Source organism: Sapientia aquatica, assembly GCF_004358105.1.
Taxonomy (GTDB): domain Bacteria; phylum Pseudomonadota; class Gammaproteobacteria; order Burkholderiales; family Burkholderiaceae_D; genus Solimicrobium; species Solimicrobium aquaticum.
Genome location: NZ_SMYL01000001.1, coordinates 448,458 through 462,740 on the forward strand (window position 1 = coordinate 448,458; position 14,283 = coordinate 462,740).

General features: G+C 49.4%; 13 protein-coding genes. 8 read left to right on the forward strand and 5 right to left on the reverse strand.

Features of this window, described 5'->3' with window-relative positions; all coding sequences use genetic code 11:
* Nucleotides 1–51: 51 nt before the first annotated feature.
* Entirely contained in the window at nt 52–636 is a 585-nt protein-coding gene (locus E2I14_RS02065; RefSeq protein WP_133324928.1) for a helix-turn-helix domain-containing protein, read from the reverse strand.
* A gap of 271 nt (nt 637–907) precedes the next feature.
* Between E2I14_RS02065 and E2I14_RS02070 the strand changes: the two genes are divergently transcribed.
* The 3 genes from E2I14_RS02070 to E2I14_RS02080 all read left to right on the forward strand — a co-directional run bounded on the left by E2I14_RS02070 (nt 908) and on the right by E2I14_RS02080 (nt 4,580).
* The gene (locus E2I14_RS02070; RefSeq protein WP_133324930.1) at nt 908–2,134 is read left to right on the forward strand and encodes a glycine C-acetyltransferase; all 1,227 of its coding nucleotides are present in this window, start codon (nt 908–910) and stop codon (nt 2,132–2,134) included.
* A 14-nt stretch (nt 2,135–2,148) separates the two neighbouring features.
* Entirely contained in the window at nt 2,149–3,108 is a 960-nt protein-coding gene (locus E2I14_RS02075) for an NAD-dependent epimerase/dehydratase family protein (RefSeq protein WP_133324932.1), read from the forward strand.
* Nucleotides 3,109–3,206: 98 nt separating this feature from the next.
* Nucleotides 3,207–4,580, forward strand: coding sequence for an L-serine ammonia-lyase (locus E2I14_RS02080; protein WP_133324934.1), 1,374 nt, complete (start codon nt 3,207–3,209; stop codon nt 4,578–4,580).
* Nucleotides 4,581–4,627: 47 nt separating this feature from the next.
* Here E2I14_RS02080 and E2I14_RS02085 read toward each other — a convergent pair whose 3' ends face one another.
* Nucleotides 4,628–6,028, reverse strand: coding sequence for a DUF1501 domain-containing protein (locus E2I14_RS02085; protein ID WP_227544556.1), 1,401 nt, complete (start codon nt 6,026–6,028; stop codon nt 4,628–4,630).
* A gap of 35 nt (nt 6,029–6,063) precedes the next feature.
* On the reverse strand, nt 6,064–7,812 hold the full coding sequence (locus E2I14_RS02090) for a DUF1800 domain-containing protein (protein ID WP_133324936.1): 1,749 nt from the start codon (nt 7,810–7,812) through the stop codon (nt 6,064–6,066).
* Between the two features lie 292 nt (nt 7,813–8,104).
* Here E2I14_RS02090 and E2I14_RS02095 point away from each other — a divergent pair, with 292 nt between their 5' ends.
* Nucleotides 8,105–8,692, forward strand: a complete 588-nt coding sequence (locus tag E2I14_RS02095) for a DNA-3-methyladenine glycosylase I (RefSeq protein ID WP_133324938.1) — start codon at nt 8,105–8,107, stop codon at nt 8,690–8,692.
* A gap of 35 nt (nt 8,693–8,727) precedes the next feature.
* Complete coding sequence (locus E2I14_RS02100; protein WP_133324940.1) at nt 8,728–9,687, forward strand: TIGR01777 family oxidoreductase; 960 nt, start codon at nt 8,728–8,730, stop codon at nt 9,685–9,687.
* Nucleotides 9,688–9,800: 113 nt separating this feature from the next.
* Here E2I14_RS02100 and E2I14_RS02105 read toward each other — a convergent pair whose 3' ends face one another.
* Complete coding sequence (locus E2I14_RS02105) at nt 9,801–11,456, reverse strand: methyl-accepting chemotaxis protein (protein WP_133324942.1); 1,656 nt, start codon at nt 11,454–11,456, stop codon at nt 9,801–9,803.
* Nucleotides 11,457–12,018: 562 nt separating this feature from the next.
* On the opposite strand from E2I14_RS02105, the gene E2I14_RS02110 reads away from it, so the two are divergent.
* Nucleotides 12,019–12,210 carry a hypothetical protein gene (locus E2I14_RS02110; protein WP_133324944.1) on the forward strand — a complete coding sequence of 64 codons (192 nt, stop codon included), beginning with the start codon at nt 12,019–12,021 and terminating at the stop codon, nt 12,208–12,210.
* 11 nt (nt 12,211–12,221) lie between these two features.
* Here the strand turns inward: E2I14_RS02110 and E2I14_RS02115 are convergent, their stop codons facing one another.
* The gene (locus tag E2I14_RS02115) at nt 12,222–13,052 is read right to left on the reverse strand and encodes an AraC family transcriptional regulator (RefSeq protein WP_133324946.1); all 831 of its coding nucleotides are present in this window, start codon (nt 13,050–13,052) and stop codon (nt 12,222–12,224) included.
* Nucleotides 13,053–13,163: 111 nt separating this feature from the next.
* Between E2I14_RS02115 and E2I14_RS02120 the strand changes: the two genes are divergently transcribed.
* Both E2I14_RS02120 and E2I14_RS02125 read left to right on the forward strand, forming a co-directional pair.
* Nucleotides 13,164–13,709: a carboxymuconolactone decarboxylase family protein gene (locus E2I14_RS02120; protein ID WP_133324948.1), complete on the forward strand. Its 546-nt coding sequence runs from the start codon at nt 13,164–13,166 to the stop codon at nt 13,707–13,709.
* 25 nt (nt 13,710–13,734) lie between these two features.
* Nucleotides 13,735–14,196 carry a YHS domain-containing (seleno)protein gene (locus tag E2I14_RS02125; protein ID WP_133324950.1) on the forward strand — a complete coding sequence of 154 codons (462 nt, stop codon included), beginning with the start codon at nt 13,735–13,737 and terminating at the stop codon, nt 14,194–14,196.
* Nucleotides 14,197–14,283: the final 87 nt, after the last annotated feature.

Here is a 14,283-nt window from a genome sequence, read left to right on the forward strand (position 1 = left end):
CATCAGTCGCCCGAAACAGCAATTACTTACAGTCCTTTACCTAATTGTCTGTTAGCGATGGATCACCACCATTAAAACTTTGGCTTCGCTTTTGCCAATATTGTGAATTGCATGGGGTAAATCGGCGGCATAACGCGCTGTCGCGCCAAGTTTGAGCTTCTTTTTAATGTTATTGACTTCGAGTTCCACGCTGCCATGCAACAGCGTCAAATGCTCGGTTGTGCCGGGATCGTGCGAGCCGGAGACCAGCGCGCCGTTGGGGGCCAAGGTCAATTCATACCATTCAAACTTACCGGCTAATTCCATCGGTCCCAAGATCCGTAAAACATAGCCCGCATGTTCGCCTGGCAGGGTTGGGGTTTCGTGCGCTTCCAGAATCCGAATCGTGTCGGTTTTTTTGACTTCAGAACTTAACAGCTCTGCAATATCAACACCTAATGCATTGGCTAAGCGCCAAGCAACCGCGATCGTCGGATTAGCTTTCTCGCGCTCGATTTGCGACAACATGGATTTGGATACGCCAGCGGTGCGCGATAAGTCTTCCAGCGTTAAGCCGCGTTCTAAGCGCATGCGCTGCAAAGTTGCACCGACTTCGGGTGGTGTATTGCTGACCGGTTTGAGGGAGGTTCTAGCCATAAGTAGTTGTTGTAATAAGTAAATACGTTTGCCGTTAGAAACGCTTGCTTTGTTAAATAAGACTGTTTATTATCTCGCCTAATCCATTATATTGAACTTGAGTTCTTGATAGTGGAATGATAAATAGTTAGTGAAAACGCTAGCGATCTTATCAGAGCTATAAAAAACAGGGTAATCATTTTGCTGGTTTTCCCTTTAATCGCAACTAAAGTACTTAGTTAGCAGAACTACCGAGCCCATTTAACAAGCCAAGCACCCTCAAGGACACGACATGAGCGCACACGACAACCTATCCCAGCCGCATCAAACGGCTTTTTACAGTGGTTTGCAAAAAACCATCTCCGATTTGCGCGATGCTGGCTTGTACAAAGTCGAGCGCGTACTGGCTTCTCGCCAAGGCGCAGAAGTGGTCGCCAGTGACGGACGCCACTTGATCAATATGTGTGCGAATAACTATTTAGGCTTGTCTGGAAACGAGAGCATGGTGCAAGCCTCGATCAAAGCCACCGAAGAATTTGGCTATGGTTTGTCCTCAGTGCGTTTTATCTGCGGCACCCAAACAGTGCACAAACAATTAGAAGAGGCAATCGCCCAGTTCCTCGGTACCGAAGACACGATTTTGTACGCGGCGGCTTTTGATGCCAACGGCGGCGTCTTTGAACCTTTGTTTGATGCGGACGATGCGATCATTTCCGACGCGCTCAATCACGCGTCCATCATAGACGGAATTCGTTTGTGCAAAGCCGCGCGTTATCGCTATGCCCATAACGACATGGCCGATTTAGAAAAGCAATTGCAAGATGCCACTGCTGCCGGAAAGCGTCATAAAGTCATTGTTACCGACGGCGTGTTTTCGATGGATGGCACGATCGCACAGTTAGACAAAATTTGCGATTTAGCCGACCAATACGGCGCCTTAGTCATGATCGATGAATGTCACGCATCCGGTTTTATGGGCGCAACTGGGCGCGGTACGCATGAGCATCACAATGTCATGGGACGGATCGACATCATCACCGGCACATTAGGCAAGGCCTTGGGTGGCGCGATGGGTGGCTTTGTGTCAGCGCGTCGTGAAGTGATTGAAATTTTGCGCCAAAAATCCCGTCCGTATTTGTTCTCCAATACCTTGGCCCCATCAATTGCAGGTGCCTCGTTAGCGGTATTAAAACAACTTTCTAGCAGCACCGAATTGCGTGATCGCTTGCACGCCAATACCGCACATTTCCGCCGCGAGATCGAACAACTCGGCTTCACCATCAAGCCGGGTACTCACCCAGTTGTGCCGGTGATGTTGTTTGAAGCGACGGTGGCACAGCAATTTGCAGCGCGTTTATACGAATTAGGCGTGTTGGTTTCGGGCTTCTTCTTCCCCGTTGTACCTATGGGCCAAGCGCGTGTGCGGGTGCAGTTGTCCGCGGCACATACCACTGAGCAGATCAATACTGTATTGGCAGCATTCGCCCAAGCAGGTCGCGAGCTGAACATTATTAAATAAAGTAGAGAACAAACATGAAACGAATTTTAGTCATTGGCGCAAACGGGCAAATCGGTTGCGAATTAGTGGATGCCTTGGTGGCGCAATATGGCGTGGCGAATGTGATCGCGTCCGATATTTCGCCGACCAGCTTGTATGGCGCCGCCAACTATCAACAGATCGACGTGCTGAACGCCGAGCGTTTAGCGCAAGTGGTGCAGCAGTTTGAGATCAACGAAGTCTATCAATTGGCGGCGTTGTTATCGGTCACCGGCGAGCAAGCACCGCTCAAAGCGTGGACCTTAAACATGGACGGCTTGCTCAATATTTTAGAATTGGCGCGTATGCGCGGCGAAGCAGGCAAGCCATTGCAGGTGTTCTGGCCTTCCTCGATCGCAGCGTTCGGCCCGAACACGCCGCAAGTCAAAACGCCACAAATGACAACCATGGACCCCACCACGATTTACGGTATCAGTAAATTAGCTGGCGAGCGTTTGTGCGAATACTATTTCACCAAATACGGTGTGGACGTGCGCAGTATCCGCTATCCAGGCATTATCAGCTACAAGTCGCCGCCAGGTGGTGGCACGACCGATTACGCGATTGCGATTTTCCATGCCGCTTTGCGTGGCGAAGCGTACGATTGCTTCTTAAGTGCCGATACTGCTTTGCCCATGATTTACATGCCGGACGCTATTCGCGCCACGATTGAATTGATGCAAGCGCCCGCCGATAAAATCCAAATTCGTTCCGCCTATAACGTGGCAGGCATTAGCTTCACGCCAGAACAAATCGCTGCCGAAATCAAACGTCACCATCCTGAGTTCGTGGTGAATTACCGCCCCGATGCGCGTCAAGCGATTGCTGATACTTGGCCGGATAGTTTGGACGATCAACAAGCTGCCGATGATTGGGCGTGGAAGGTGCAACATGGCTTGCCTGAAATGGTGAGCGATATGTTGAAAAACATCGTCTTAGAAGCCAAGGCTGCTTAAGCACTCTGGCAATGCTGGTAATGCTGATAATGCTGGCAATGAACACTCTGCAATTTCTCACTAAAACGAAAAGCTAAAAAGCATTAGGAGACAAAACGATGGACATGCGGGTAATTGATTTATTTAAAATTGGCGTCGGGCCATCCAGTTCGCACACAGTTGGCCCGATGCTCGCCGCGCGTCGATTTTTAGTGGAATGCGAACAGCTCGATACGGTCACGCATGTGCAAGTCGATTTATACGGTTCCTTAGCACTGACTGGCTTGGGTCATGCGACCGATAAAGCGGTGTTACTCGGCTTGCTGGGTGAAACGCCCAAAGACGTCGTTCCAGAAACAATGGACGCCAAGATTGCACAAATCGCTGCGACAAAAACAATCACCTTACTGGGAACGCACGCCATTCCATTCTCGATTGCTGACGATGTGCAATGGCATATGCAAGAGAGTTTATTGGGCCATCCGAACGGCTTGAAATTCACCGCTACGCGCAGCGATGGCAGCGTCACTAGCCAAATTTTTTATTCTACCGGCGGCGGTTTTATCCAAAGCGAGCATGAGTTGGGTCACGAATCCAGCGTCGCACCCATTGCCAAACCGTATCCTTTTGGCTCAATGGCCGAATTGTTGGAGCATGGCGAAAAAAGTGGTTTAAGCATCGCCGCAATGATGCGCGCTAATGAGTCTGTTTATGCTGGTGAAGCTGAACTTAACGCGGAGTTGGATGCGATTTGGTCAGTGATGGCGCAATGCATAGAAACCGGATTAACCGATCAGGGCATTCTTCCCGGCGGTTTAAACGTAAAACGTCGCGCGGCCAAATTGTGGCGCACCGCGCAAGACAGCACCGCCAGTTTGCCGCACGACCCAATTCACAAAGTCAGTCTGTATGCGATGGCGGTCAATGAAGTCAACGCAGCCGGTGGTCGCGTCGTGACAGCACCCACGAATGGCGCGGCAGGAATTATCCCCGCGGTACTGCGCTATTACTCGCACGATTGCCAGCAAATTAATTCTGTGAACGGGATTCGCGACTTCTTGCTGGTGGCGTCGGCGGTCGGGATGTTATGTAAGAAAAACGCCTCGATCTCTGGTGCGGAAATTGGTTGCCAAGGCGAAGTTGGCGTAGCGTGCGCCATGGCTGCGGCTGGTTTAACGGCTGCGTTGGGTGGCACCAATCAGCAAATCGAAACGGCAGCCGAAATCGGCATTGAGCATCACCTCGGCATGACATGCGACCCGATTGGTGGCTTGGTGCAAATCCCGTGCATCGAGCGCAATGGCATGGGCGCGGTGAAAGCCATTACCGCTGCTTCATTGGCGTTACGCAGTGACGGTGTGCATCATGTCAGCTTGGATCAAGTCATTGAAACGATGCGCCAAACTGGTTTTGATATGCAGGCCAAATACAAAGAAACTTCTCTTGGTGGTTTGGCCGTGCATGTAGTGACAGTCAATCACGCCGCGTGCTGATTGGGTTTGACCAAGTACGTCACCAAACCTACTTGGTGACGTTAGCCTTAGACAAAGCCTAAGTTGCGGGTGCTGGCGTTGTAGTTTGCCAGATTAGGCAGCAAGCTTAATAAGTCGGTATCCGACGCGCCCATCCATTTTCCCAACGTTGCTGCATATTGATCCACTGACGTAGTTGGAATTAATCGACCTTGTCCTACGTCGTCTGGCCCGTTGTTGGCGACGATGGGCGGCGTGCCATAAAACTTTTGTCCGTTGACTGCACCACCCAAGACAAAATGCATACTGCCCCAGCCGTGATCAGAACCATCGTTATTGCCCGACAAAGTGCGACCAAAGTCGGACGCGGTAAAGGTCGTGACGTTGGAATCCACGCCCAATTCAACCGTTGCATTGTAAAAAGCGGCTAACGCATTCGATACGTTGGTTAATAATCCAGGATGCACGGTCACCAATCCATCGTGGGTATCAAAGCCGCCCATCGAGACAAAAAACACCTGCCGTTTGGCACCAATCGTGCTGGCCGTTGAAATCATGCGTGCGACCATTTTTAATTGATCGCCCAAATTATTATTGGTCGGGAAAACGGTGTTAATGGTCGGCGCGGTAGCCAATGCCCCGGTCAATACCGTGTTGGCAGAAATCGCCCGATTGATAACCCGGATGTATTCGTTTTCCAGTAAGTGCGAGCTAGGTTGCGTGAGCAGCGTCTGCAGTGCCGCAGTGGCATTGGCAGAACCAAACAAAGGACGCTGTAAGCCGTTATACGGCACCGATCCGCTGGTAGATACTTGATATTGCACCGCGGATTTGCCGGATAAGAAAACGGCATTGCCGGATACGTTCACGCAGCTAAACGTGCTGTTGGTATTACCCGATTGAAATAAATCTCCCATACGACCGCCCCAGCCGGAAATAGCACCTTCGGGCGAGGACGATTGCCAAACGGATTGTTGATCGTTATGCGAAAACAGTCGCGGCGGCAAGGGTACTGATTTATTGGTGTATTGCGTTTTGGTTGTTGGTTGGACTAGCGTGCCTACGTTGAGAATCACACCCATTTTCTTGGCGTTAAAAATCGGCAGCAAAGGTGCGAGTTCCGGCGCTAAGGCAAACTGACGGCTTACCCCAGCCGAATCAACCGGTGCGGTGAGCGGATTTAACACCGTTCCAGTCAAGGCGCTTTGCGCGTAGGCCATTGTTGGGCGCATGCTGTTGTACAGGTTGTAATTAGCAGTGTCATAGGGGATAAGCGTATTGCCGTAATCGTTCCCGCCGTATAAAAACACGCACACAATCGCTTTATAATCGGTGGCGCCAGCGGCCGACGCTTCGGACATGGCCGCCAAATTAAGCGCCCATGGCGTTGCAATGCCGGCTAAGGAGAGAGCCGATGCGCGCTGTAAAAACGCGCGGCGCGATGCGTTCATTGAATTCGAATTGGACATGTGATCTTCCCTTTGTTTTATGTTGTGCTGATGTGTTACTTCAGGACGATAAATTCTGGTGCCGCCAACACCATGGTGAGCGCAGCATAAATCCGGTTATAGCGTGTTGGATCGGTTCCGCTGGGCATAGAGGTGATGGCGTTGACAATCAAGGTCACGTTGGCGGCGCTGATTTGACCTGCAGCGATCACGGTATTGAGTTCATTGACCAAATTCTGCGCATTGTCGGCCAGCGGCAACAGACTGCTGTAATCCGCTTTCATATCGCCAATCCCGTTGCTGACCGCATTTTGCATAAAGTTCACGTAACCAACGACGCTTGACTCATTGGTTAATTGAAATTCCGGTGCGACTAAGGAAGCACTTGAAATGCCGCTATTGGGCGGAACGTAACCGGGACGGAAAAAGTTAAACACGGTCGGTGAGCGCAGCGGACTTTGACCGAGTTTGGTGGCGGGATTGGTGGTGTCACCAATCGCCCATGCATCGGAAGGCGAATTGGCGTTGTAGGCGCGCGCCCAAGTTGTAAACCGTAATATTGGCTCGCGTTGTTTTCCAAAGCTGGTGCTGCTGGCATCCGCGACATCTGCGCGCGCTTCGGTATCCAACAAAATCGCTGAAATCACCGCGCTCAGATTACCTTTTACACCGTTGCCGTCATTATTAAATACTGTCGCCACGCGCTGCACATAGGCCGGGCTTGGGTTGCTGGTGACCAGCTTTTGAATTAACTGTTTGCTGATAAACGGCGCGACGTTTTGATGCGCAAAAATCCAATCCAGTGCTTGGTTCATGCTTGTAGCACCGTCCAATCCCGCCGGAATCGTTGTGTTTAAAAATGTCGATGCGCCGGTTTCATGACGACTGGCGATTTGAATCATTGGTCGGTTGAGGAAATCGGGCGTCGAAGTATCTTTGCCCTGCAAATCAAAATCCCAACCAGTAAAAATCCGCGCTAAACCGGTAATATCGGTCAAGGTATAAGTCTCGACTTGTTGACCGTTGGCGAGCTGCGGCGTGCCATCCAAATTGAGCATCACTAAACCAATGCTAAACAACTGCATGATTTCGCGCGCGTAATTCTCGTCCGGCATCGCGCCGGTAGTTGGGTTGTATTTAACGTTGCCGCGGAAGGTTAAATATTCGCCCATCGGCGCGCTGGTAGAAATTTGTCCCAACAAATCGCGGTAGTTACCAAAGGCGTGCGATTCCAATAAATCTAAATAGGTTGCGGCAGCAAACGAGCGCCAGCCACCGCCGATTAATCCGTCTATCGCTGCGACGGTAATTTCGGATAATGCCAGTGTGACACGTTGGCGCAGCGTGTCGGGTGAGTTAATCAGTTTTTTCCAATTGGAGGCGTCAAAACCCGATTCGCTATTCTTGTAAGTGATGTTGTTAAAACCAGCAGCGACCAGCCAAGCATAGCGGCTTGTGGTTGCCGGTAGCGCCATTTGCGCATTAATCCAACCGGCGTAGCCCAACGATTGCACCTTGCTCATTTCAGTGCGCGTCGCACCCATCGAAGCTTGCGCCAAAAAGCGCGAAGCCTGCGCATCGGTAATTGGGGTAGTAACTACCGGCGGTGGAGTGGTGCTCGACGGTGGAGTGCTCGACGCGCTGCCACCACCGCCACCGCCGCACGCTGCCAATAACGCGGCGCTGGTCGTGATAGCGCCAGCGGTAAGTAATGTGTTAGCTGGCGCAGCGCTGGCGAGTTCAGTAGTGGCAAGCTCTGGCGAGGCGTTATCAAGCTCTGGTAAGCGGGTTACGGTAGCGGTCATGATTCATTCCAAGATAAATAGCGGCAGCGACGAGTTTATTTAGAGATTGTTAAATAAGTAATTTAATAGAAATTAAATTGCGTGGAAGAAATATATAAGAAATTCCGTGAATTAACTATGTCCAGATGTAAAAATAGTTCGCCGCAATAACAGAAATCCTAGAGCGAACTGCTGAGAACAATGTTAAATCCAGTTTGTGACAGGAATTCGTCTTCAAGCCTGATGAATTGGATAAATCCAGTCGCTTCCTGACCGTGATACAGTTTCATATTTCACCAAAGAAACGCCAGAAATGACCATAAACCGCTGCGGCTGGGCCAATCCAGCGAATCCTCTTTACCTGCATTACCACGATCACGACTGGGGCGTACCTTGTCATGACGAAACGACATTATTTGAAATGTTGAATTTGGAAGGCGCGCAAGCCGGTTTGAGTTGGGAAACCATCCTCAATAAACGCGAAAACTACCGCGCCGCCTTCGATCAATGGGATGCGAAAAAAATAGCCAAATACGACGATAAAAAAATAGCCGAATTACTAGCTAACCCAGGCATCGTGCGCAACAAATTAAAGATTGCCGCCACCATCGCCAACGCGCAAGCGTATTTGCGTTTGTGCGACGAAGTAGGGGGCTTGGACCCGTATTTATGGGGATTTGTGGACGGTAAAACTATTGTTAATCACATTGCTAGCTACAAAGACGCACCGCCAAAAACAGAATTATCCGAGCGCATATCCAAAGACTTAGCCAAGCGCGGATTTAAATTTATTGGGCCCACCATCATCTACGCTTATATGCAATCAATAGGCATGGTGGATGACCATATTGCGACCTGTTTTAAGCGCACTAACAGCGTTAAAGCGAGCAAGAAAAAGTAATTCCCTGATGTTCCTGTTTTCAAAAAAGGCGAACCATGCAAGCGCAATCTCAACCACAATCTCAACCTCCAGCATTTCATTTTAGTGATCAAGTCGAGCATGTGTTAGTCACCGGCGCGACCGGATTTGTCGGACAACATTTAGTGCGTGCCTTAATCGCGGATCGGCAACACGTTACCGTGCTGAGTCGCAGCCCCCGTAAAGCGATCGAATTATTTGGCGCCTCGGTGCAAGCAATTCGCAGCATGGATGAATTGCCCAGCTCAACTAAGATTGATGTGATTATCAATTTGGCCGGAGCGCGCATTTTGGGTTGGCGCTGGACGGAAAATAGAAAAGCTGTTTTGCGCCAAAGCCGAATAGGTCTGACCAAAGGACTCACCGATTGGATTGCGCGCGTCGATCATAAACCGCGCCAATTATTTTCCGCCTCGGCAATTGGTTATTACGGCATTCAAGCCCAAGGCGATGATCGCGCTCTGGCTGAAGATGCGGCGCCTCAAGCGATCTTCATGTCGGAGTTATGCCAAGAGTGGGAAAAGCAGGCTCAGCAAGCCACGCAATGTGGCGTGCAAGTGACCTGTATGCGCTTTGGTTTGGTGCTAGGTCAACAAGGTGCGCTGCCGATGATGTTGTTGCCGATTAAGCTTGGTTTGGGCGGCGCGCTCGGATCAGGGCGGCAATGGTTTTCGTGGATTCATGTAGATGATATTTTGCGTGCGATTGGATTTTTGTGGGGCAAGCAAGGCGATTCGTTAAGCATTAATTTTTGTGCGCCTGAAGCGGTGTCGCAACTCGATTTTAGTAAGATCGCCGCGAGTCTATTATCGCGCCCGTGTTTTATGCCAACACCCGGATTTCCGATGAAGCTGATGTTGGGAGAACAGTCGGATTTATTGCTCGAAGGCCAGCGCGTGACACCGGCCTATTTACTGTCGCAAGGTTACCGCTTTAGCTATCCCGATTTACGCAGCGCATTGCGTAGTTTGTTGTAATGTACAACTCATCGCACAAACAACTCCAATTGAAATAAAAACGCCCATCGAGCGATATTGCTTGTTCGATGGGCGTTTTTATTGCCGTTTATTAGGTCAGATTGGATGCCGCTTCAATGCGTTTCCACGGCCAGCATTTTGGGCTGCGCGCTTACGCTGTTTTTGATGGCAGATTGGCGTGGTTTTCTTGGCGCAGAAGATGTCGCTGCCTCTTTTCCAATTTTAAATACCTGCAAAGTATTGAACACCACCAACGCTTGGTCGCTCATCACGGTCGATGAGGCCGCGGCTTCTTCGACCATGGCGGCATTTTGCTGCGTGACTTGATCGAGCTGCAAAATTGCGTCCTTAACCTGATTAATGCCGGCACTTTGCTCACGTGTGGCGGCGCTGATTTCAGAAATAATATCGGCCACCTGTTTAATGGCACCGATAACTTCGGTCATGTTTTTACCTGCCTCATCCGCGCGCGTCGCGCCATCGCTTACTTTGTCCACGGAGATGCCAATTAAGCCCTTGATATCTTTTGCCGCCGCGGCACTGCGCTGGGCTAGATTACGTACTTCTGAGGCGACTACGGCAAAACCGCGACCTTGTTCCCCAGCGCGTGCTGCTTCGACCGCGGCATTGAGCGCCAAAATATTGGTTTGAAAAGCGATGCCATCAATGAGAGAAATGATGTCCACAATTTTTTTCGATGATGCATTGATCTCATCCATCGCTTCAACCACATCTGAGACCGCGTGTCCGGCTTTTTCTGCCAGTTCCGTCACGCCGTGAGCAAGCTTATTGGCTTGTGCCGCATTGGCGGAATTGTTTTCGACGGTTGACGTTAATTGCTCCATGCTGGCTGAGGTTTGTTCAAGGTTGGATGCCTGCGTTTCGGTACGTTCTTGCAGATCCATATTGCCGCGCGAAACCTCTTTCGTTGAGGTGACGATTTGTTCAAAATTAAGCCGAATATCGCCAATGATGGACGCTAAATTAATGTTTAACTGACGAATTAATTGCAGCAATTGTCCGACGTCATCGTGTCGATCCGATTCAATCCGCGTGGTTAAATCGCCACCACATAATATTTTAGCCGCCGCTGTGGCGTGCTTTAACGGGCTCACGATGGCGTGTTGTAGTGAGTACCAAAAATACAAAGACAGCAGCGTAATGATTGCAGCGCCGACAGCGATTCCCGATTGAGCCTCCGTCATTAACGCCTTGATGCAAAGTGCCGCAGAGATCAGCGTGATTAATCCTAAATTTAGCGCAACCCGATTCGCTAACGGCATGTCTTGTAAGGCCACCACTTTGCTCCACCAAGTTGTGCTAACAGCTTGACCTTGTTTCATCGCTATTTTGTTGGAATTGCCGGCTTTAATCTCTTTGTAGAGCTGCGCTGCTTGGTTGATTTGTTCGCGCGTTGGTTTGGTGCGCACCGACATATAGCCTGAAATTGCGCCTTGCTCGATTACCGGTGTGACGTTGGCTAATACCCAATAAAAGTCGCCGTATTTGGTGCGATTTTTGACCATGCCTGACCACGGCAAACCCGATTGAATCGTGGCCCATAAATCTGCATAGGCTTCGACCGGCATATCGGGATGGCGCAAAATATTTTGCGGCGCGCCAAGTAGTTCGTGTTCTGCAAAGCCGCTGATTTCAATGAAATAGGGATTGGCGTACGTGATGTTGCCCTTCATATCGGTGGTCGATACGATGGTTTTGCCATCTTCTAAAACGTGTTCACGATCGGTGACAGGCAAGTTGGTACGCATAGATGTCTCGATTCTATTGGTGGGTAGTGCGCAAATTGTGTTGATCTGATCTCAACAATCCTGAGCTGAATCAGGCTATGTTTTGTTGGCAATTTGGTGTTGCATTGTGGCTACCGTTCATACCGGAATACCCCAATTTACGTCGGCTAGATGTTGGTTTGTTTATTCTTGGTTTTAATGTGTTACTCAGCTCAACTACATAAGTTATAGCCCACCGAACTCAGATAGATAGTGTTTCGGAAAAATATATATTTCTCCTTAACTTCACCGCGATTCTGTCATCCCTTAATGGATAAATTTAGGCTAGGTCGGGCTGTGCGTATTGATTTAAATCAACACCGTTGACTTGCTAATTGTGTTTGTAAATTGTGAAGCTGCTGACTATTATTAGTTTTGATTCGGACGGTAAATCCCACCAATCTAATCAATGTTGCCGTTGAGCAGTTCTGTGGATTTCGTCCGAGTGGCAGCAAATCGCGCGATGGTTAGGGAAAGTTCCACAGAAGCACGCTGACAAGATCAAGCAGCGCATGACTAAATTGTTAAGTACAGGAGCGGCCTTATGGAACCGCTAAAACCATCGCCACAAGATCGATTTTTATGGCAAGAGTTGATCGAAGAATTACGCCGCTCACGCGATATTTGCGTTGAATTGTCTGAGCTATTACAAGACCGATTATTTGAACTCAATAATTCCTACAAAGTGATGGCAGAAAAACAAACCACGGAATTGCTCGACAAAATCACTAAATAAGTTTGACGTTGTTAAACCGAATCCGAATTTTTCCAACTGGTCGGCGATTCACCCATCACAATTTTAAAGGCCCGCAAAAATCCGGCTTGGCTGTTGTAGCCGACGCGCTCGGTGACTAGTTTTAAGGGCATTCCTTCACGAATCAAACTCTTGGCCAATGTCATGCGCCAGCGTGTTAAGTAATTGCCGGGAGAATCGCCCACTTCGGATTTAAAAGCGGCTGCAAAACTACTGCGCGACATGCCTGCTAATTGTGCTAACGCATCCAGCGACCATTCTTGGGCAGGGTTGGCATGTATCGCCGCTAAGGTCTTACTAATTTGCGGGTGATTCAAACTGCGTAATAAGCCCGGTTCGGTATCCGCGCGCGCTAACACCACTCGCAGAACATCGATTAATAACACTTCAAACAAACGATCCAACACCTCTTGTCGCCCTGGCTTTTGATCAAACGCTTCGCTAAACAGCAGGTTCAATAAATTCTCTGCACCAGTCAGCGCGCTCAACGGACATTCAAAGCGCGGAGGAAGTGCAAATAAAATTGGATTAAACGCTTTATGTTCGAAGCGCATGGAGGCGCACACCAAATCGGCGCCGCTATGTGGATCGGGCAAAAAACGGTGCTGGGTCGGGCGTGAATAAAACACCAGTGTCGGCTCAGTTAGCGTCACCGCATAGCCGGTCGAATCGTGCATGGTCACGCTGCCGGCTTTGAGTAAATGCAAAAATCCCGTGCCGAGTTCTTCGCCAAAGGTGACGTCATCGCATAGATTGCCAGAGTAAAAAAGCCGCGCTTGGGCTTTAAAGTGGGTCAGTAGCGGGGTGAGGGGATCATTATTCATTTTGGACGATTCGCATTTAAATTAGGATTTTTGTTTAACAATCGTGCGTTAGTGTAGCTTATTCTCTGTCCTGTCGCTCAACCCGAGAGATTAACCTACAAAGGAATTACCATGACAACCATTGCACCGTTAGCCATTGATCAAGCCGATTCAACTACAGCCGCTACCTTAAATGCGGTTAAATCCAAGATTGGCATGATCCCTAATTTGTACTCGACCCTAGCCAAAGCACCCAGCGCATTAAACAACTATCTTGCGCAAAACGAAGCGCTGGCAAAAGGTAATTTAACTCATGCGGAACGTGAATTGATTTCCGTCGCGGCATCGCAAGCCAATGGCTGCCATTATTGCATTAGCGCGCACACCTTAATCGGCAAAGGCGCTGGTTTGACCGCCGAGCAAATGCTCAGCGCTCGTGCTGGTAAGGGCGATACTCCACGTAACGCGGCGATTGCTGCTTTTACCCACGCCCTAATCGAACAGCGTGGGCATGTCGATGTCGCCAAATTGGATGGCTTCAAAGCAGCCGGTTTGTCGGAATCCGATTTGTTGGAAATTATTGCTAACGTGGTCGCGATGACATTTAGCAATTACGCCAATAACGTGGCAAGAACTGCAATTGATTTCCCTGTCGTCGCTTTAGAATTAAACGCGTAATCCAATCCATAAAAGGAGTATCACCATGCATATCATCAAGAAAACATTCTTATCGCTAGCAACCTTGTTTGCTTTACTGATCGCTGCGCCAAGTTTTGCCGACACGACTACTGACAACGTTGTTGGTGCGGGTGGCTACGATTTAACCTCGTATTTCAGCCAAGAGAAACCACAGCGCGGCAACGGTCATCACACGGTGGAACTTAAAGGCGTGACGTATTTATTCGCTACGGAAGAAAACAAAAAAGCCTTTGAAGCCAATCCTGAAAAATTCTTACCGCAATACGGCGGCTACTGCGCCTACGGTGTGTCAGTGAGCAAAAAGTTTGTCGCTGATCCTGAGCAGTTTGATATTGTTGACGGTAAGTTGTACTTAAATTTGGACGCGAAAATCCGTTCAATTTGGTTGCAAAGCGTGCCAACCCGTATTGCTGATGGCGATAAAAACTGGACAGTTATCGCCAACAGAAAGCCCTCTGAACTGTGATGTCATTACCGTTTGATATCAGCTAATACTGGCGAGGTGGGTAGCTAAATCGGCTGCCCATTTTTTGCTTTTGTGATTTACTCTTTT

What these genes read in the sequence shown, in the direction of transcription:
- E2I14_RS02065 (WP_133324928.1), bottom strand. Translation starts at nt 636, where the DNA reads ATGGCTAGAACCTCCCTCAAACCGGTCAGCAATACACCACCCGAAGTC.
- E2I14_RS02070 (WP_133324930.1), top strand. Translation starts at nt 908, where the DNA reads ATGAGCGCACACGACAACCTATCCCAGCCGCATCAAACGGCTTTTTAC.
- E2I14_RS02075 (WP_133324932.1), top strand. Translation starts at nt 2,149, where the DNA reads ATGAAACGAATTTTAGTCATTGGCGCAAACGGGCAAATCGGTTGCGAA.
- E2I14_RS02080 (WP_133324934.1), top strand. Translation starts at nt 3,207, where the DNA reads ATGGACATGCGGGTAATTGATTTATTTAAAATTGGCGTCGGGCCATCC.
- E2I14_RS02085 (WP_227544556.1), bottom strand. Translation starts at nt 6,028, where the DNA reads ATGTCCAATTCGAATTCAATGAACGCATCGCGCCGCGCGTTTTTACAG.
- E2I14_RS02090 (WP_133324936.1), bottom strand. Translation starts at nt 7,812, where the DNA reads ATGACCGCTACCGTAACCCGCTTACCAGAGCTTGATAACGCCTCGCCA.
- E2I14_RS02095 (WP_133324938.1), top strand. Translation starts at nt 8,105, where the DNA reads ATGACCATAAACCGCTGCGGCTGGGCCAATCCAGCGAATCCTCTTTAC.
- E2I14_RS02100 (WP_133324940.1), top strand. Translation starts at nt 8,728, where the DNA reads ATGCAAGCGCAATCTCAACCACAATCTCAACCTCCAGCATTTCATTTT.
- E2I14_RS02105 (WP_133324942.1), bottom strand. Translation starts at nt 11,456, where the DNA reads ATGCGTACCAACTTGCCTGTCACCGATCGTGAACACGTTTTAGAAGAT.
- E2I14_RS02110 (WP_133324944.1), top strand. Translation starts at nt 12,019, where the DNA reads ATGGAACCGCTAAAACCATCGCCACAAGATCGATTTTTATGGCAAGAG.
- E2I14_RS02115 (WP_133324946.1), bottom strand. Translation starts at nt 13,052, where the DNA reads ATGAATAATGATCCCCTCACCCCGCTACTGACCCACTTTAAAGCCCAA.
- E2I14_RS02120 (WP_133324948.1), top strand. Translation starts at nt 13,164, where the DNA reads ATGACAACCATTGCACCGTTAGCCATTGATCAAGCCGATTCAACTACA.
- E2I14_RS02125 (WP_133324950.1), top strand. Translation starts at nt 13,735, where the DNA reads ATGCATATCATCAAGAAAACATTCTTATCGCTAGCAACCTTGTTTGCT.